Origin of the sequence: Pantoea eucrina (assembly GCF_020079945.1) — a bacterium.
Classification (GTDB): Bacteria; Pseudomonadota; Gammaproteobacteria; order Enterobacterales; family Enterobacteriaceae; genus Pantoea; species Pantoea eucrina.
On record NZ_CP083448.1, the window covers coordinates 2,050,595 to 2,069,485 of the forward strand.

Genomic DNA, 18,891 nt, shown 5'->3' on the forward strand with positions numbered 1-18,891 from the left:
ATCGGGCTCGCTACTATTCGCCTCGTTCACACGATTCCTCTGTAGTTCAGTCGGTAGAACGGCGGACTGTTAATCCGTATGTCACTGGTTCGAGTCCAGTCAGAGGAGCCAGAATTAGAAAAGCCCGCTCAGGGAAACCTGAGCGGGCTTTTTGCTGTCTGACGGGCTATGTTACCCTGCCGTTTTAATGGGATTGATTGTCACGCTATGTCTGAAACCACCGCAAAACGCAAAAACGATCCGGAAGGATTAAAACGCCGAATCATTGCGGCTGCGCTCTCTGTTTTCGCTGAATATGGCCTGCCGGGCGCCCGCATGGAGCAGATTGCAGCGCTGGCGCAAACCACGAAACGCATGGTGGTTTATCACTTCACCAGCAAAGAAGCGCTCTACATTGACGTGCTGGAGCAGGTGTATCGCGCCATGCGCGAGCATGAAACCAGCCTGCAGCTTGCCACGCTCGAACCGGAGCAGGCGATGATCAAACTGGTTGAGGCGAGCTTTGATTACCATGTGGCGCACCCGGACTTTATGCGGCTGGTCTGCAGCGAAAACCTGCTGCGCGGGCGCTATATCATGCAGTCTGAGCGGATCAAAACGCTTAACCGCAGCGCGCTCGATCTGCTTGAAGCGATACTGACGCGTGGCCAGCAGCAGGGGCTGTTTTACCGCGACCTTAATAGCGTGGATGTGCACCGCTTGATCAGCAGTATCTGCGTGCACCATGTGTCGAACCGCTACACCTTCCATACGCTGTTCACGCCTGACGACAGCGAAGCGGAAACCATCCGCCGCAACCGTCAGCTGGCCGTGGCGGCAACGCTGCGTTACATTCGCCAGGCCCCGTCGTCTGCGGGTTCGCTATGATGGTCTACGCTTGATCTCATCAACGGGACCGTCACAGACCTGAGACTAAGGAACACTGAAGTGAACAAAGATGCCCTTCTCTATCCGTTACGCAACACCCAGGATACTGAACATGATACGGCCCTGTGGAACTGGGCGCAGAACTCTGTCGTAGGCCAGCGTCAGCAGCTGCACCAGCCGCAAACGGAAGCTGAGCTGCAGCAGCTGCTGCGCGATACGCGCGGCAAAGTGCGTCTGGTGGGCAGCCGGCTGTCGCCAGGCCGGATGCTCTGCGTGCAGCCCGACGACCTGCTGCTCGACCTGAGCGCCTTTACCGGCGTCGTGGCTGAAGATGACAATTCCATTACTTTCGCGGCCGGTACGTTGCTGCAGGAAGTTTATGACACCTTAACCGCACGCGATCGTATGCTCGCCTCTTCGCCGGGTGTGATTGCCGTTCAGACGCTGGCAGGCGCGCTGGCCACCGGCACCCACGGTCAGGGGTTACAGCAGAGTTCACTGGCCGATGAAGCGCTGCGCATCCGTATGGTGCTGGCTGATGGCAGCATACGCGAGTTTACGCGCGGTGAGCCCGAGTTTCCGGCAGCGCAGGTTGCACTGGGTTCGCTTGGCGTCGTGACGGCGGTTACGCTGCGCACCCAGCCGTTTCGCTTATTTACCTGCTACAAGTTTGCCGTCAGTGCCGATGGACTGGAGCAGGATCTGCTGAAGTGGAATAGCGACTATGAGCTGAGCAAAGCCTGGTGGTTTGTCGATGACAACCTGATGCACGTCTGGAACGCTGAACAGGCGAGCGATGAGGATACGCAGGCCTGGCACGCCAACGGACGTCAGGTGATTGAGCATGGCGATAACGCCGACAGCAGCCTGAACCATACGATCGATCAGACGCTGGCGCAAATGCACCGCGATACGCAAATCCACGGTAAAGGCGGTAAACAGTTCCGCACCGTCACCCGGTTCCGCGATTTCACCGATGTCAGCGGCGATATTTATCAGCTTTTTTGTCGCGGTATTGCGGTGCCGCAGATCAACGTAGAAATTGCCGTGCCGCTCGATAGAACGCCGCAGGTTATCAGCAAAATCAAAGCCTGGTACGCTGAGCATCAGCCGCATATGCACTACCCGATTATCCTGCGCTGCACCGGCGCCTCGGAGGGCTGGCTGAGCCCGTCACATCAGCAGCCCTCCTGCTTCTTTGGCTTTGTGGTCTACTACGCGGATGATGGCTCGCTGTCGCAGGAGGGCCTGCATTTTCTGACGGAGGTGGAGAAGCTGCTGGCTGCCGAAGGCGGACGTCCGCACTGGGGGAAATATTACGATCCGCAGCGCTATCAGTGGCGCGATATCTATCCACAGTGGGATGCGTTCCGCGCGGTGCGTGAGACGCTGGATCCTGCCCGTCGTTTCAGTAACGACTATACCACCGCGCTTTTTGACTGATGTTTGTACAGGGAGAGAGTATGTTCGCCTGGGTAACGCTGCTGACGCAGCCCGATTATGTTATTGGCGTGAAAGCGCTGCACCGTTCGCTTCAGCGCAGTGAAACCCGCTGGCCGCTGGTTGTGATGGTAACGGATGCAATCGATGCTGACACGCGCGCTGCGCTGCAGGCTGCGGGCTGCGTGATCCATCCGGTCGCACCGCTGATGCCTGACAGCGCGCTGGAGCAGCACTACGCCTCGGCACAGTTTGGCGAGGTGTGGAGTAAACTACGCGCGTGGGAGCTGACCGACTATGAGCGCGTGGTCTTTCTGGATGCCGATATGCTGGTCCTGCAGAATATGGATGAGCTGTTTACGCTGGATATGGGTAAGTATGCGCTGGCCGCCTGCCACGCCTGCCGCTGTAATCCAAACCAGATTGCGAGCTATCCGGCCAGCTGGCATCCGGAAAACTGTCACTATACCTGGCATGACCGGGGTGAAACGGCGCCCGCCACGCTTGATGCTTATCTCAATGGCGGTTTCCTGGTGCTGAAACCGGATAACGCTGTGTTCAGCTGGCTGCAGCAGAAAGTGCAGGAGATTGACGATCTTAAGCGCTATCCCTTCTCCGAGCAGGATCTGCTGAATGAGGTGTTTGCCGGACGCTGGCTGCCGCTCTCTTATATCTATAACGCGCTGAAGACGCTGCCATTTCAGCACAGCGCTATGTGGCAGCAGGATAAAGTTAAAAACCTGCACTATATCCTCGCCAAGCCGTGGAAGCGCGATCTCAATCAGCCAGAAGAAGAGCGCGACCGCTATTATGCGCTGGACAAGCTGTGGTGGGAGCGCGGTACCGCATAGCGGCGCCGGTTTTCATCGGCGGCCAGGGCGCCATGAATGATAATGCAACGTAGGGGCCGCATTTATGCGGCCCTGGTTTCAAACGGCCGGTTAACGCCAGCCGAGCGCCGGGGCGACGTGGGTGAGGATGCTGTCGATAACGTGCGCGCAGTAATCAACGCCGAGCTGATTTGGAATTGTCAGCAGCAGCGTATCTGCCTCTGCGATGCCTTCATCTTCTGCCAGCATCTTTATCAGGCGATCCGGCTCGGCTGCATAGCTGCGGCCGAAGATGGCGCGCGTCTTCTCATCCAGAAAACCTACTGAATCCTGATCCTGACCACCGCGGCCAAAATAGGCGCGATCGGTATCATTCATCAGCGCAAAAATACTGCGGCTCACCGACACGCGCGGCGTGCGCTGATGGCCTGCGGCAGCCCAGGCTGCACGGTAGGCACGGATCTGCTGCGCCTGCTGCACATGGAAGGGTTCGCCGGTTTCATCATCTTTCAGGGTAGAACTCTGCAGGTTCATCCCCTGCTCTGCGGCCCAGACGGCAGTGGCGTTTGAGCCGGAGCCCCACCAGATACGCTCGCGCAGCCCTTCAGAGAACGGCTCCAGGCGCAGCAGCCCTGGCGGGTTCGGGAACATCGGCTGCGGATTTGGCTTTGCAAACCCCTCACCGCGCAGCACGTCCAGCAGCGCCTCGGTATGCCGGCGTCCCATATCTGCATCGCTCTCGCCGGCGCGGGGATCAAAGCCAAAGTAGCGATAACCCTCAATCACCTGCTCCGGTGAACCGCGGCTCAGTCCGAGCTGCAGACGGCCGTTAGAGATCAGATCGGCTGCGCCCGCATCTTCTGCCATATAGAGCGGATTTTCATAACGCATATCGATAACGCCAGTCCCGATTTCAATGCGGCGGGTTTTCGCCCCCACCGCCGCCAGCAGCGGAAACGGCGAACTCAGCTGACGGGCAAAATGGTGGACGCGGAAGTAGGCGCCGTCGGCCCCCAGCTCTTCTGCCGCCACCGCAAGGTCGATAGACTGCAGCAGCACATCCTGCGCCGAACGGGTGGCAGAATGGGGTGACGGCGTCCAGTGACCAAATGAGAGAAAGCCAATTTTTTTCATGTTTCAGTGCTCCCCGCCGGCGACAGGACCGCCTGGCGTTACGTGTGCATAAATCGATAAACAGAGGGTACGCCAGCGCGGCAGGCAGTGATATCCAATAGTTTTCGTGCGCATCTTCAACTTTTTTGTACAACCGCAGCCACCCTCTCGCTTATCAATCTCAGCTATCCTTAAACACTGATTTGCCGAACAGGCTGATGCACTCAGGGATGCCCTATGCACCTTATCTCTTTACCTATGTATGACATCGACAGCGCGACGACGGCGGCGACAACCAGCGCGCTGCTGAAACTGCTGGCAAAACGCGATGTGACAGCAGAGGTGGTCGCCCCGGACGATCTGCTTACCCACTGGCGCGACGACAATCTGCTGCTGAGCCAGACCTGCGGCTATGCGCTGGTCAGTCAGCTGCCGGAGGTACAGCTGGTTGGTACGATGCAGTCGTGCGCAGCGGGCTGCCAGGATCTGCGTTATCGCAGCTGGCTGGTGGTGCGCCAGGCGGAGAACGCCCGCATGCTGGAAGATTTTCGCGGACGCCGTGCCGTATGCAACAGCGCTGACTCACACTCCGGTTACAACGCCCTGCGCTATGCGATCGCACCGCTTGCAGAGAACGGTAAATTTTTTGCCGAAACGCACTTCAGCGGCAGCCATCAGCAGTCGCTGGCGGCGCTGCGCCGCAATGAAGCGGATATCGCCGCCATTGACTGCATTACCTGGGCGCTGCTGCAGAAGTATCAGCCGCAGGCGCTGGCCGATGTGACAATTATTGGCGAGACGCCGCTCTGCCCGGCCCTGCCGCTTATTACCTCTTCCCGCACCGATAGCCTGCTGCTGGAAAAACTGCGCAGCGCCTTATTTGAACTGGCCAACGTTGAGGATTTTAAACCGCTGATGCAGGCTAACCTGCTGGCCGGTTTCTCCGTGCCCCGCCGCAGCTACTATGATGAGGTGCTCGCGTGGGAGCAGCAGGCGGCAGCCATGGGCGTTACCCGGCTCTGAACAACGCGGGAACAGGTGACTAACGGGAAAATTTGTTACACTCGCCGCAGTCAATTCAGGAGAATGTAATGACCGCGCGCTCTGTAACGCTGGATGATGTCGCCCGCCTGGCCGGCGTCTCTTATCAAACGGTTTCCCGGGTACTGAACCATTCGTCGCAGGTCTCGGCACGCACGCGCGCCCGGGTAGAGGCGGCGATGGCAGAACTCAGCTACGTACCCAACCGGGTGGCGCAGCAGCTGGCGGGAAAGGCAACGCGCACGCTGGGACTGGCCACCAGCGATCTGGCGCTGATGGCGCCGGCGCAGATCGCCTCTGCGATTCAGCAGCGGGCCGCGGCGGCGGGGTATCACCTGGTGATCGCCATGGCTAACGCGCAGAGCGCCGCATCCGATACGGTCAATGAGCTGCTGGCGCAGCGCGTTGATGCCCTGCTGATTAACCTGCCGCTGGATGCCGCACAGGCGGCGCAGATTCAGCAGCAGTGCGGCAGTAAACCCGCCCTGTTTCTTGATGTCGAAACCTGCGCGCCGGTGCCGCAGTGTCAGTATCAGAGTAGCTGCGGGGCGCGGCAGGCTGTGGATCATCTGGTGGCGCTGGGGCATCGTGAAATTGGCGTGCTGAACGGTCCGGCGCGCTCAGCCTCTGCCCGCGCACGTTTTGCGGACTGGCAGCGGGCGCTGGCACAGCATCAGCTGCAGCCTTATTGTGTTCTGGAGGGTGACTGGAGCGCGGCGTCCGGCTATCAGGCACTGCTCACCCTGCTGCCGGATCGGCTGCCGCAGGCGCTGTTGGTGGCTAACGATCAGATGGCGCTGGGTGCGATGCGCGCGCTACACCAACACGGCGTGGCGATCCCGGCGGATATCTCGCTGATTGGTTACGATGACACCGCAGAGAGCGCCTGGTATCAGCCACCGCTGACCACTATCCGGCAGGATCTGCAGCAGCTTGGGCGTATCAGCGTGGACCGGATCCTGGCGCAGCTGGCCGGAGAGACGCTGCCTGCGCCGTTGCTCGAGACCGGGCTGATTCTGCGCGAAACCACGGCCGCTCCGCAGCAGGATGGCCTGGATAACAGCGAAATTGCCCGCCAGCTGCAGGTCCTGGCGCAGGCATTAAAAAGGTCGCCATAATGGCGACCTCGTCACAGTGAAACCTTACTGCCGCACTTAGTGTCCTTTCGGCTCACCCATGCTTTTCAGTTTTTTCGACAGGTCGCGACGCTCTTTCGACAGATCGGCGTTTTTAATGATGTACTCATCCACGCGATCTTCATAGTCCACGCGCATAGAGGCGATAATCTCCTGGATCGCCTCCACGCTCATGCCGGGTTTGATATATTCACTCAGGTTATCCAGCAGCAACACACGTTTCTGGTTATCACGGATTTTCTTTTCGTTATCGTGAATTTCGCGCTGCAGTTTGTTTTTACGACGAAACATACGCACAAACTCCAGCACGTCCTGAAATGATTGCTTGGCATTTTCCATGTTGGCACCTTTCTTAAGGCCTGCAGCAGCAGGCGGAATAGTCATATAACGTCAAGAGTTGTAGCTTAGCGGCTGTTGAGCCGGGTTAGCAATTCTCACAGCAAATTTCAGACTGGCTCTTATCTTAGCGCAAAGAAAGGGCGATTCGCACTAAGTGGTTGCCGGAGAAAACTATTTACGCAGCGCCAGCCGGACCAGATCGGTCATGCGCTCCAGCTGCCGCGCCTGCTCCAGGCTCAGCCAGACGTAGCCGTAAATCGCCGTGGTTTCAAGCTGCGCGCTGCCGCTGGCGATCAGCGCCTCCAGCTCCTGCACTATCTCCTCCAGGGCGTGGCTGTTTGCGATAACCTGTTCCGTCTCGCCTTTTTGCAGCAGCAGCGCCAGCGCGTTCAGCGTCTCTTCAGTCATCTGCTGGGTACGCCGCAGCGCAGGTGCACTGAGCAGCAGCAGATGACTCTCGCGTGAGGCCCACCAGGCTTCAATCTGCATCTGCATGGTATTGACCATGTTACGGTTGATGGTCTGGATCGCTTCAAACACCGATTTTGGAATACGCGTCTCTTTACTGGCGGGCTCAAGCAGCGCGCGCATTCTGATCACGCTGCTGAGCAGCTTCTGAAAGCGCGTATTGAGACGCGGCTTCTCGACCAGATTAGGGGAAAAGCCGGCGTGATGGATCTTTGCCATGCTGACAAACGCATCTGAAAGCTGTATACGCCAGTGGATATAGGCGCGCTGCGCCCAGATGGCACTGAACAGCAGCGCCATCAGCGAGCCTAAAATCACATCGCCGCCGCGCCACAGCGCCACGGTGAAATCACCGGCTGGCGCCCCTACTACCACGCCGAGCGTGATGCCAATCAGCAGCGCCATGTAGGGATGTTTGCCCAGCGTCAGATAGCCACAGACAATCATTACCGCAAAGCACCAGACCAGCATCAGCGGCAGCGAGATCAGCTCCAGCTTCAGCGCAATCAGTCCGGAAATCAGCCCGGCAAAGGTTCCGCTGATGCGCTGAATCACGCGTGGCAGCACGTTTCCCCAGGTTGAGATAGGTCCCATTACCACCACCAGCGTAATCAGTGGCCAGGTACCTTCGGGAATATTTGTCAGCCTGACAAACAGAAAGCAGAGCACAAAGGCGATTGCGATACGCACGCCGTGTACGGCGCGGTAGTGGCGGTAGAACCAGAATTCAATCGACGAGACAGGCTTGTCAGCGCGTAACATGGTGATCCGGAAACGGGAAAAATTTGCGCGCTATGTTACCCTGGCATGGCAGCTGGCTTCAGCCCCTGCCGCCGCTTTTTCCCGCTTTTTTTCTATCCGTACGTATCAGGTAACCGTGGCGTTACATTCTGCTTTCAATAAAGAAACGCAGCGATAACGCCACGGTTAAACCTGTCAGAGTTTACGCTTCACGTAGTCGCTGATACGGGTAAGAATGCCCGCCTCTTCAACCGTCTGCAGCGCATAGAGCGGATAGCTCGCCAGCTGTTTGTCTTTATCCAGTACCTGAATCTCACCAATCTGCTCGCCCGCTTTCAGCGGCGCGGTAAGATCTTTGCGATCGATAACATATTTCGCCATCACGTTAGCCACTTCGCTGCGCGGCAGAGACAGATAGATATCCTGCGTGGTGCCTACCTCGACTTTATGCGGATTGCCGTACCAGACGTTTTCGTTGCCGATCTTCTTACCGGCATGGAACAGCTGCACGGTATCGAAGTTGCTCTGCCCCCACGTCAGCAGCTTGCGCGCCTGCTCTTCGCGTCCTTTGGAACTTTTGCCGCCCATGATCACCGCAATCAGCCGGTGACGCCCTTCAACACTGGAGGCGACGATATTGAACCCGGCGCTCTCGGTATGCCCGGTTTTCATGCCGTCGACATGCAGATGCTGATCCCACAGCAGGCCGTTACGGTTGTTCTGCGTAATGCCGTTGTAGCTCAGGGTCTTTTCGCTGTACATGGCGTAAAAGTCCCGCTCGCCATTAATAATGGCGCGCGACAGCACCGCCAGATCGCGCGCCGTGGTGTGCTGACCCGGCGCATCGAGGCCGTGCACGGTTTCAAAATGGGTATGCGTCAGACCGAGCTTCTGTACATAGTGGTTCATCATGGTGACGAAACTTTCCTGGCTGCCGGCGACATAGTCTGCCAGCGCCACGCAGGCGTCGTTGCCGGAGTCGATAATGACCCCGCGCATCAGATCGCGTACCGTGACTTTATCGCCTGGCTTGAGGAACATCAGCGAAGAGCCTTTAAACACCGGGTTTCCGGCCGCCCAGGCATCTTTGCCTACGGTCACAACATCATCCCGGGTAATTTTTCCCTGATCGACGGCGCGATCAACCACATAGCCGGTCATCAGTTTAGTCAGGCTGGCGGGATTACGCTCCGCATCCGGATTGCCGGCAGTGAGGATCTGCCCGGTGGTAGCGTCCATTAATACCCATGATGCGGCATCAATACCCGGCGCCGTCACGGGAAACGCCAGGCTGTCATCCGCCTGCGCTATTGATGCCACAAACACTAATCCAGAAAGAGTTACCCACACACGCCTTTTCAACACATCGTCCTCAGTTTAAAAATGAATTTACCGCCGCACGTTGTACGGCAAATAGCGCTTTGATATCTGAATAAATTGAAAAAAAGTATGTCCCGTACAGAAAAAACTCAGGTCCGCCCGCAGTACAGCGGATGAGGGTTGTACTGACTAAAACGCCCGACTATTCTGTGGGTTGATTTTTCAATCCAGGATAACGCCGTGCCCGCCTCTGAGTTCACCTTTCTGTTCCATGATTATGAAACCTTCGGGAAGAGCCCGTCGCTGGATCGTCCGGCCCAGTTTGCCGGCCTGCGCACCGATGCCGACTTTAACCCGGTGGGTGAACCGCAAGTGTTCTACTGTCAGCCTGCAGATGACTATCTGCCGCAGCCGGAAGCGGTGATGATCACTGGCATTACGCCGCAGGTTGCGCGCGCGCGCGGCGTTACGGAAGCGGAGTTTGCTGCACGTATCCACGCGCTGTTTACCCAGCCCAATACCTGCGTGATCGGCTATAACAACGTGCGCTTTGACGACGAAGTCACGCGCAACATCTTCTACCGCAACTTTTTTGATCCCTACGGCTGGAGCTGGCAGAACGGCAATTCGCGCTGGGATCTGCTGGATGTGATGCGCGCCTGCTATGCGCTGCGCCCGGAAGGGATTGTCTGGCCGGAAAATGATGAGGGCTTTCCCAGCTTTAAGCTGGAGCATCTCACGCAAGCCAACGGCGTGGCGCACGAACAGGCGCACGATGCGATGTCGGATGTATGGGCGACGCTGGCGATGGCAAAACTGGTCAAAGAGAAGCAGCCAAAGCTGTATGCGTTTCTGTTTGCGCATCGTAATAAGCAGAAGCTGATGACCCTGATTGATATTCCGCAGATGAAGCCGCTGGTTCACGTCTCCGGTATGTTTGGCGCCGCGCGGGGCAATACCAGCTGGATCGTGCCGCTGGCGTGGCATCCTGATAATAAAAATGCGCTGATTGTGGCGGACCTGGCGGGCGATATGACGCCGCTGCTGGAGCTGGAGCCGGATGCGCTGCGCGAGCGCCTCTATACGCGGCAGAGCGAACTGGGCGATGCGGCTCCGGTGCCGATCAAGCTGGTGCACATCAATAAATGCCCGGTGCTGGCCCCGGCCAGTACGCTGCGCCCGGAGGATGCGGAGCGGCTCGGGATCGATCGCCAGCACTGTCTGGCGAACCTCGCCCTGCTGCGCCAGCACGTCGCCGTACGCGAAAAAGTGGTGACGCTGTTTGCTGAAGCGGAGCCGTTTACGCCGTCGGAGGATGTTGATGCGCAGCTCTATGACGGCTTCTTCAGCGATGCCGATCGCGCCGGCATGAATATTCTGCGTCAGACGGCGCCGCAGAACCTGCCCGCGCTGGATCTTACGTTTAACGACGCGCGCGTCAATCCGCTGCTGTTCCGCTACCGGGCGCGTAATTTCCCCGGCACCCTCGACGATCGCGAGCAGCAGCGCTGGCTGCAGCATCGCCGCGAAGCGTTAAATCCAGAGCGGGTACAGGCGTTTCTGCTGGAGCTGGAGTCGCTCGCCAGCCTGCACGAAGAGGATGCGGATAAGATGGCGCAGCTGAAAGCGCTCTATCACTACGCTCAGGCGCTGGTCTCCTGAGGAGAGGCGCTGCGGCGGCAGGGTGTTGCCTGCCGCCGCAGGCCCGTATCAGGCCGCACAGGCTCAGAACCGGTAACTGATGCTTATCGCCGCCGCCGTATCTGACCAGCCTTTATCACCCACCTGCTGTCCGATGGTGCCTTTTACGCCCAAGCCGCCGCCCAGCGCCCCATCGATTCCGACGCGCGCCTCCGCGATGTTGCGGCTGCCGTTCTGCGAAACGCTGACGCCATCCATCCGCACCACGTACTCGCGCGTGTTATGGATCCAGTTCAGTTCGGTAAACATGCCAAACTGCCGGCCGGTATTCTCATCCAGCTGCGAATGGCCTTTCATGAACGCCTTTACCCCCAAGCCGCTGCTCACGTTGTCCTGGCCCGAGCCCTGCACCAGCGTACCGTTACGTTCGGTGTGATCATTCGCCTTAATTCCTGACCAGCCCACCCGCGCCTGCGGCTGCAGAAAGAATGCCGTGCGCGCATTTGCGCCCAGCGGGATCACATAGCCGGTGGAGAGTGATGCGCTCAGCCCTTTTGATCTGTAGGACTCGCCCGCCTCGTCCTCACCATCCACGCTATTGTTAAACCAGCTGTACTGCAGCGTGCTGTCTGCCCACAGGCCCTTTTCGTCCGTGCCCTGCGCGAACCAGGTCCCGTAAAGGCCGGTAGTGTACCCGTTAACCTGCCCCCGGGCCCGGTAGCCGGTGATGGTTGATGCGGTGTTGCTTTTGCTGTTGCCGTAGCCCGCCATCAGACCAAAACGCGCCGTTTCCGTCGCCGCCACATCACCGCCCAGCATCGTCACGCTGCTGTTAGCGCGGGTTGAAAGCTGTCCGCCGCCCGCGTTCAGGCGGTTATGATCGCCCGATGTGCGCAGCCACAGCGAAGTATGCTTCTCTTCCCCCGTGACCGGATCAAGGTACCAGGTGCCCTGGCGGTCGTTCATGCGTGTGTCGAACAGCGTCGAAGCCGTGGCCAGGTTTGCCGCATAGGCGCCCCCTCCGGACGCAGCACCATGACGCCTTTGCCGCTGCCGTCGCTACCGCTGCTGCCCCCGCTGCCACTGCCGTTATCACCACCGCTGTTATCACCGCTGCCGCTATCACCATCACCGCCACCATTATCGCCACCGCTGCCGTTGCCCTCTTCTTCATCCGGAATAATGGGAAGCCCGGTTTCAAGATCCGTACGGTTGGTGAGATACCAGTCCCGGCTCCCGCGCACCAGACGGTAGTCGTAGGCGCCCGCCACGATGCGGCCCTCTTGCGTAAAGGCGCTGCTGTCCGCGCTGCCCTCTACCTCAATCAACGTAATACCGTTCAGCGTCTCTGCGCCGCTACCGCCCAGATTATTCACCCGGACCCGGGTAGTGCCGGTTACATCACCGGTCACGACCAGCCGATCTGAAGTGGCGCTGTCGTCGCCCAGTTCAGTACCAAACAGCAGCAGGCCGTTATAGCCGGTGTAGTTGCCGTTTACGGTCAGCACCGCACCGGCGCTGCTCCCGGCAAGGTTGATGGTACCGGCGTTGATGATGTCGCCCAGCGTCCGGCTAAAGCCGTTAAGGTCAATAAGACCGGTGCTGTTGTTTGTCAGGGTGTCAGTGTGAAGCTGCGTACCGCTGCCGGTAATCAGCACGGTGCCGTCGTTAACGAAAGTGCCTGACGTAAAGCCAGCACCCTCTTCAAGCTGCAGGATGCCGGCGTTGTCATACTGGCCGGAGAGACGCATGCTGCTGCCTGCGCCACTCAGCAGCATAGTGCCGCCGTTCGTCACGCGCCGGGTGGTAATTGCTGCGCCGCCAGTGACGCTGAAGTCAGCATTGCTGGTCAGCCCGTCTGCGAGCGTGAGCGTGGTCCCGGTATCTCTGAGCATGACCCGGCCATTATTAGTCAGCGCAGCTGCAGTGATTTTTGCGCCGGATGCCGCCTCAACAGCGCCCACATTTGTAAACGGTCCGGTAATATTAAGCGTTGTATTCTCGCCAGCCACTGACAGCCGTCCGCTGCCTGTATATCCTGCATTCATATTCACAACGGTTGGTGATGCTGAACCGCTTACGATGACGGTGCCGTCGTTGGTTACCTGCCCCAGATCCTGGCTTAGGCCATTCAGGTCCAGCGTACCTGTGCCTGACAGGCGATAGCGGGAGTTTCTGCTTAAGGCGTTGGCCGCTCCCGCGCGCAGCACTCCGCCGGTTACAGAGGTGGTGCCTGAATAGCTGTTCTGATTAGCCAAAGTAGTGGTGCCGGATAACACGGCGACATCCCCGTTGCCTGTGAGAGCATGGGTAAAAACATAATCTGAACCGGTGTGATCAAATACCACGCCTGCACGCGATGATGACGTTGAAGCCAGGGCAATTGAACGGGTTAAACGGGTATTGATCACGCCTGGCCCATTTATTCCATTTGTGGCATCACCAATCTGGAGGGTTGCCGGGGCTGAGCCTGAGCCTCCGGTTAAGCTGAAGGTATTTGCCGTCAGAGTGCCGCCTCCGGCAAGCAGCAGGCGCCCCCCGGTCTGAACCATATTGCCCGTCAGATCGGCTAATCCACCGTTCAGAACCTGCAGGTTGGTTCCAGTGGCAATCAGGTCAGCCACCTGCAGAGTTGAGTTCGCGCCGTTGACGCTTATTAAACTCCCGTTCGCTATTATATTTTTTGGAGGGGCATTACTACTGGTTCCCTCCCGTATATCGAGCAGGCCGCCATTGTCTATATTAATAGTACTGTTTGTTAACCGCTGGTCATCCACGAGTATGCTTGAATGCATCCTCAGGTATGAACCTTTACCAGAAACGTTAATTGTGCTGCCGTCACTGATTAAACCGTTTATTTGCGCAACATTGCCTGTTGCACCATCCAGTATATTGAGCACCGATCCCTTATCTAATGAATAATTATTATCGAAATTATACAAGTTAAAGTGTGAACCGCTGCCTCTGGCCGTCACGGTGCCATAGATCTCACTTCGCTGTAGATAGAGACGGCCGCCATTGCTCACCAGCACTGAACCTGCGCCCGGCGCGCTGCTGTCACCGAGGCTCATGTCAAAAGAAGTGAGATGAGTAGTCGCGCCAGTCAGCAAAAACGTGCCAAACCGGCCTACTCTGATAATGTCTGAAAGGCTGGAAAACGATCCATCAGAGAGGGTTGCCGTTCCCGTGGCTGAAATACCAATATTGCCTGAACAGCCTCCCGATGGCTGACAGGTGAGAGATGAATCGCCTGAGTTAGAAACCTGAGCCCGGGAGACAGGCACGCTGCAGAGAGCAGCCCCGAGGATGAATTGACAGCTGCTCGCTGTAACGAGCCTGAGAAGCGCCATTTAATATTCCTTTTAAAAGGACACAGAGAGTAGGTGATGCTGCCAACTTACTGATTTAGTGTATGATGGTGTTTTTGAGGTGCTCCCGTGGCTTCTGTTTCTATCAGCTGTCCCTCCTGTTCAGCTACTGACGGGGTGGTGCGTAACGGCAAAAGCACTGCCGGACATCAGCGCTATCTCTGCTCTCACTGCCGTAAAACATGGCAACTGCAGTTCACTTACACCGCTTCTCAACCCGGTACGCACCAGAAAATCATTGATATGGCCATGAATGGTGTTGGATGCCGGGCAACCGCCCGCATTATGGGCGTTGGCCTCAACACGATTTTACGTCACTTAAAAAACTCAGGCCGCAGTCGGTAACCTCGCGCATACAGCCGGGCAGTGATGTGATTGTCTGCGCTGAAATGGACGAACAGTGGGGCTACGTCGGTGCTAAATCACGTCAGCGCTGGCTGTTTTACGCGTATGACAGGATACGGAGGACGGTTGTGGCGCACGTCTTCGGTGAACGCACTCTGGCCACACTGGAGCGTCTTCTGAGCCTGCTGTCGGCCTTTGAGGTCGTGGTATGGATGACGGATGGCTGGCCGCTGTATGAATCCCGCCTGAAGGGAAAGCTGCACGTAATCAGCAAGCGTTACACTCAGCGAATTGAGCGGCATAACCTGAATCTGAGACAACATCTGGCAAGGCTGGGACGGAAGTCACTGTCGTTCTCAAAATCGGTGGAGCTGCATGACAAGGTCATCGGGCATTATCTGAACATAAAACACTATCAGTAAGTTGGAGTCATTACCCAGAGAGTAATATTGATAATTATTCAATCCTGCTAAATAAAGCACAATCAATTTAGTCAAAAAATAAAGCAACTTTACATAAGTCAGTTTATGAATTAGCAGAAGCACGCGGGCAGATATTCTTATTGATATTTTTTATTTCATTAAGTTGTGAATAAAATAAAAAACTGTTATTTATTCGCGAAAAGGTGTTAGCAGACTTCATTACGCGGCTCAGTGGCTTAATAAAGCTGTGTGGCGTGTTATCGATGATGTAGCAGTGAGCGTTAGGTTTCACCATCGCCCGGCCCGCCGGGATAGTGGCGTCATTATGCTGCTGCTGAGGGACGAGTAATGATGAACAAAGAGTTGGAAGCACAGAGAGGAAACGGCAGGCGCAGGTAACGGATATCAGGAGGCAGGTACTGCAGAGAGCAGACCGGGTGCGCATCGCTGCGCACCCGGTCACGAACATCACACTTCTTCGCTGAACTGCGGGACCGGATTACGGAAAGTACGGGTCACGAACGCCAGGTAGATGATACCAATTGCGCCCCATACCAGACCCAGCACCATGGAAGTCTCTTCGAGATTGATCCAGAGTGCACCCACCGTCAGCGCGCCCATCACAGGCAGCACCAGATAGTTGAGATGGTCTTTCAGCGTCTTGTTACGCTTCTCACGGATCCAGAACTGCGCGATCACAGAGAGGTTAACAAAGGTAAACGCGACCAGCGCACCAAAGTTGATCAGCGCCGTAGCGGTCACCAGATCAAAGTTGATAGCCAGCAGTGCCACCGCACCGACCAGCAGTACGTTCAGTGACGGCGTGCGATATTTTGGATGCACGAAGCCAAAGATACGCTGCGGGAAGACGCCATCGCGGCCCATCACGTACATCAGACGTGAAACGCCTGCGTGTGCTGCCATGCCTGACGCCAGCACGGTCACTACGGAGAAGATCAGGATCCCGATCTGCAGCGCTTTACCGGCCACAAATAGCATGATTTCAGGCTGTGACGAGTCCGGATTCTGGAAACGCGAGATATCCGGGAAGTAGAGCTGCAGGAAGTAGGAGACCGCGATAAAGATCACACCACCAATCAGCGCCGTCAGGAAAATGGCGCGCGGAATGGTGCGTTCAGCATCTTTGGTCTCTTCCGACAGCGAGCTGATGCCGTCAAAGCCGAGGAACGAGAAGCAGAGAATCGTCGCACCGGTGATCATCGGCACCACCTGAGCATGCTCAGACCAGAACGGCTTCGTGCTCACCAGCGTACCGGAGCCAATACCGTGCGCCACACCGTAAACCACCATACCGGTGATCACGGCCATGACTACAACCTGCAGCACCACGATGACGCTGTTAAAGTTGGCCACGGTTTTGATACCACGCAGGTTGGAGATGGTCATAAAGGCCACCAGCAGCACAACGAAAATCCACGACGGAATGCCCGGCACCAGCGACTCAAAGTAGCTTTTTGCCAGTAGGATGTTGATCATCGGCATGAACAGATAGTCCAGCAGCGATGACCAGCCCACCATAAAGCCGACGTGCGGACTGATGGCTTTCTGAGCATAGGTATAAGCGGAGCCCGCAGATGGGAAGCGGCGTACCAGCTTACCGTAACTCACAGCCGTAAACAGAATCGCAATCAGGGCGAAAGCATAGGCGGTGGCGACGTGGCCGTCGGTTAAACCTGACACAATGCCGAAGGTATCAAACAGGGTCATTGGCTGCATATACGCCAGGCCCATCATGACGACCGGAAGCAGGGTCAGAGTTTTTTTCAGATGTGCACGCTGAGGTGCGGCAGAGGTATTAAGCGCCATTGTTCAGACCCCCTACAGCAGCAACTGATGTCAGTTGTACCACAGGGATACTGCGCAACGTGCTGCAGTGAGAAGTGATATTAGTGTTTGCGATTGTCGCCGCGCCGTAATCATCACGAAAGCGAGAACCAGCCAGTGCTGGTGCAATTGTAAACAGTCCCATCTTTGTTCCTCAAATCTCACGCAGAAGCGTGTTTCGGTGTCTATCTATCCGGATACGTGTCCGGCCTCGGTTATGTATGTATTAAAAACATTATGCAAAAAAATAACCGACGCTCAATGCGTCGGCTATGTTCTGTCTTTTGCAGGGGGCATATTTTGCCCCAACTTATACCATCGACACAAGACGTTAACGCAATTCTTCTGTGCGTCAGGCGTTCTTTAGCATCCAGTCAATCTCTGTAGCGGTGATCAATCGCTCAAACTCGCGCAGCTCACACTGCTTGCAGCTATGCCACACGCGGCTGAAACGCTCTCCCAGCAGCTTCTGCAGCGGGTAGCTGCTCTCAAACTCATAGAGTGCGTCGCTCTGGCGAATCGGCAGTGCCAGCCCTTCCGCCGCATGTCCGTTTCCGGTCACCGCATGAGGTAAAGGTAGCTGATTATCCAGACCGTGCAAAATACCGGCAAGAATTGTTGACACGACCAGATAGGGATTTGCATCCGCACCCGCTACGCGATACTCCACGCGATGGTTCTCTTTGTCGCCGCACGGAATGCGCAGCGCCACGGTGCGATTGTTATGTCCCCACGACGCCTGCAGCGGCACAAACGACTCTGGCGAGAAGCGCCGGTAAGCATTGACGTTGGGCGCCAGCAGCGCCATTGACGCCGGCATCAGGTCAATCATGCCCGCCAGCGCGCGCTTCAGCAGCGGCGAGTTGCTGCCATCATCGAGAGAGAAAGCGTTATGATCCGCCGCGTCGAGCATGCTGATATGTACGTGCATACCGCTGCCGGCATACTCTTCATAGGGCTTCGCCATAAACGTGGCGGTCATACCGTGATTTTCCGCTACCTGCCGCACCAGTCGCTTCAGCAGCACCGCGTCGTCGCACGCTTTAAGGATGTCCTGCGTGTGATGCAGGTTGATCTCAAACTGGCCCGGTGAGGCTTCTGCCAAGGCGCCATCTGCCGGGATACCCTGCCGCTGCGCCAGCGCGTCGATATCGCGCAGCACGTCAGCAAAATGGTCGAGATTGTCCACGGAGTAAACCTGACAGTGCATGTTGCGCTCTGCGCTGCCCGGCGAACACGGTGGCTGAATAAAGCCGCCGGCATCGCGCTGCTTATCAACCAGATAGAACTCCAGCTCTACCGCTACCACCGGAAACAGCCCGCGATTGCGCAGCTGCTGCCACAGCCGGTTCAGCACGTTTCGGGGTTCAACGTCAAAGGGAGTGCCATCTTGGTTGCACATCGTCAGCAGCAGCTGGGCAATGCGTTGCGGATCGGAAGCAGAAGGGATAAGCGTGCCAGGAACAGGAATACAGAGGTTGTCGGGTTCGCCAAGTGCCTGTCCGAGACCGGCTTCCTCAACGGTGTTGCCGAGAATATCCATGGCAAAAACAGAGGCGGGAAAGTAACACCCTTTTTCCAGCTTTGGCAGCGCGGCAACCGGAATGCGCTTACCGCGAAAAACACCATTTAAATCATTTAACAGGATATCAACATACTGCGTTTCGGGATGGCGTTCCAGCCAGGTTTTCACCTCCAGCTGGAACGCGCTTGTTCGCTTCTCTTCACTGTGCCGCGTGAAATCTTCTACTTCCACGATATTCGTCATATACCACCCGCCAGTTACCGTTAATGAGGTTTGCGCGATGCTTTAATTCCGAACTACAGCTCTAACATAGCGCCAACACAAATAGTGTGCAAATGTAACAATCTGGTTTGCAGTTCGGCGCGGGCAGATTAGATTGAGAATAACAGGCTCGCTTAAACGCCTGCCTGAATTTGCCGGCAGAGCGTCAGCACTCTCAGCGTGGTAACC

The 18,891-nt window shown here is 56.9% G+C and carries 15 protein-coding genes and 1 tRNA gene; 8 read left to right on the forward strand and 8 right to left on the reverse strand.

Annotated elements, in window-relative coordinates; genetic code table 11:
- Window positions 1-35 precede the first annotated feature (35 nt).
- From LAC65_RS09705 to LAC65_RS09720, 4 genes are all read left to right on the forward strand, one after another.
- A tRNA-Asn gene (locus LAC65_RS09705) sits at window positions 36-111 on the forward strand.
- Between the two features lie 96 nt (window positions 112-207).
- The gene (locus tag LAC65_RS09710; protein ID WP_039385267.1) at window positions 208-867 is read left to right on the forward strand and encodes a TetR/AcrR family transcriptional regulator; all 660 of its coding nucleotides are present in this window, start codon (window positions 208-210) and stop codon (window positions 865-867) included.
- 60 nt (window positions 868-927) lie between these two features.
- On the forward strand, window positions 928-2,310 hold the full coding sequence (locus LAC65_RS09715; protein ID WP_071667975.1) for a D-arabinono-1,4-lactone oxidase: 1,383 nt from the start codon (window positions 928-930) through the stop codon (window positions 2,308-2,310).
- A gap of 20 nt (window positions 2,311-2,330) precedes the next feature.
- Complete coding sequence (locus LAC65_RS09720; RefSeq protein ID WP_039385271.1) at window positions 2,331-3,158, forward strand: glycosyltransferase family 8 protein; 828 nt, start codon at window positions 2,331-2,333, stop codon at window positions 3,156-3,158.
- A 90-nt stretch (window positions 3,159-3,248) separates the two neighbouring features.
- On the opposite strand, the gene LAC65_RS09725 is transcribed toward LAC65_RS09720, so the two are convergent.
- On the reverse strand, window positions 3,249-4,271 hold the full coding sequence (locus tag LAC65_RS09725) for an LLM class flavin-dependent oxidoreductase (protein WP_039385272.1): 1,023 nt from the start codon (window positions 4,269-4,271) through the stop codon (window positions 3,249-3,251).
- Window positions 4,272-4,487: 216 nt separating this feature from the next.
- On the opposite strand from LAC65_RS09725, the gene LAC65_RS09730 reads away from it, so the two are divergent.
- Both LAC65_RS09730 and LAC65_RS09735 read left to right on the forward strand, forming a co-directional pair.
- Entirely contained in the window at window positions 4,488-5,273 is a 786-nt protein-coding gene (locus LAC65_RS09730; RefSeq protein WP_039385276.1) for a phosphate/phosphite/phosphonate ABC transporter substrate-binding protein, read from the forward strand.
- Window positions 5,274-5,341: 68 nt separating this feature from the next.
- Complete coding sequence (locus LAC65_RS09735; protein ID WP_039385279.1) at window positions 5,342-6,409, forward strand: LacI family DNA-binding transcriptional regulator; 1,068 nt, start codon at window positions 5,342-5,344, stop codon at window positions 6,407-6,409.
- A 36-nt stretch (window positions 6,410-6,445) separates the two neighbouring features.
- On the opposite strand, the gene LAC65_RS09740 is transcribed toward LAC65_RS09735, so the two are convergent.
- The 3 genes from LAC65_RS09740 to dacD form a co-directional block, all read right to left on the reverse strand.
- Window positions 6,446-6,766: a DUF496 family protein gene (locus LAC65_RS09740; RefSeq protein WP_039385998.1), complete on the reverse strand. Its 321-nt coding sequence runs from the start codon at window positions 6,764-6,766 to the stop codon at window positions 6,446-6,448.
- Window positions 6,767-6,937: 171 nt separating this feature from the next.
- Window positions 6,938-7,996 (reverse strand): FUSC family protein, encoded by a 1,059-nt coding sequence (locus LAC65_RS09745; RefSeq protein ID WP_039385281.1) that lies wholly within the window; start codon window positions 7,994-7,996, stop codon window positions 6,938-6,940.
- Between the two features lie 174 nt (window positions 7,997-8,170).
- The gene (gene dacD / locus LAC65_RS09750) at window positions 8,171-9,340 is read right to left on the reverse strand and encodes a serine-type D-Ala-D-Ala carboxypeptidase DacD (protein ID WP_039385284.1); all 1,170 of its coding nucleotides are present in this window, start codon (window positions 9,338-9,340) and stop codon (window positions 8,171-8,173) included.
- 195 nt (window positions 9,341-9,535) lie between these two features.
- Here dacD and sbcB point away from each other — a divergent pair, with 195 nt between their 5' ends.
- The gene (gene sbcB, locus LAC65_RS09755; protein WP_039385286.1) at window positions 9,536-10,957 is read left to right on the forward strand and encodes an exodeoxyribonuclease I; all 1,422 of its coding nucleotides are present in this window, start codon (window positions 9,536-9,538) and stop codon (window positions 10,955-10,957) included.
- A gap of 63 nt (window positions 10,958-11,020) precedes the next feature.
- Here the strand turns inward: sbcB and LAC65_RS09760 are convergent, their stop codons facing one another.
- On the reverse strand, window positions 11,021-11,935 hold the full coding sequence (locus LAC65_RS09760) for an autotransporter outer membrane beta-barrel domain-containing protein (protein ID WP_082032666.1): 915 nt from the start codon (window positions 11,933-11,935) through the stop codon (window positions 11,021-11,023).
- Complete coding sequence (locus tag LAC65_RS09765; protein WP_158448522.1) at window positions 11,899-13,560, reverse strand: autotransporter outer membrane beta-barrel domain-containing protein; 1,662 nt, start codon at window positions 13,558-13,560, stop codon at window positions 11,899-11,901. Before LAC65_RS09765 ends, LAC65_RS09760 begins: the two co-directional genes overlap by 37 nt.
- An 813-nt stretch (window positions 13,561-14,373) precedes the next feature.
- On the opposite strand from LAC65_RS09765, the gene LAC65_RS09770 reads away from it, so the two are divergent.
- A protein-coding gene (locus LAC65_RS09770; protein ID WP_223429336.1) for an IS1 family transposase occupies window positions 14,374-15,071 on the forward strand; the annotation gives its coding sequence in 2 pieces (ribosomal slippage) (window positions 14,374-14,623 and window positions 14,623-15,071; 699 coding nt in all).
- Window positions 15,072-15,539: 468 nt separating this feature from the next.
- Here LAC65_RS09770 and LAC65_RS09775 read toward each other — a convergent pair.
- Both LAC65_RS09775 and LAC65_RS09780 read right to left on the reverse strand, forming a co-directional pair.
- The gene (locus tag LAC65_RS09775; RefSeq protein ID WP_039385292.1) at window positions 15,540-16,898 is read right to left on the reverse strand and encodes an APC family permease; all 1,359 of its coding nucleotides are present in this window, start codon (window positions 16,896-16,898) and stop codon (window positions 15,540-15,542) included.
- A gap of 370 nt (window positions 16,899-17,268) precedes the next feature.
- The gene (locus tag LAC65_RS09780; RefSeq protein WP_039385294.1) at window positions 17,269-18,684 is read right to left on the reverse strand and encodes a glutamine synthetase family protein; all 1,416 of its coding nucleotides are present in this window, start codon (window positions 18,682-18,684) and stop codon (window positions 17,269-17,271) included.
- Window positions 18,685-18,891 lie beyond the last annotated feature (207 nt).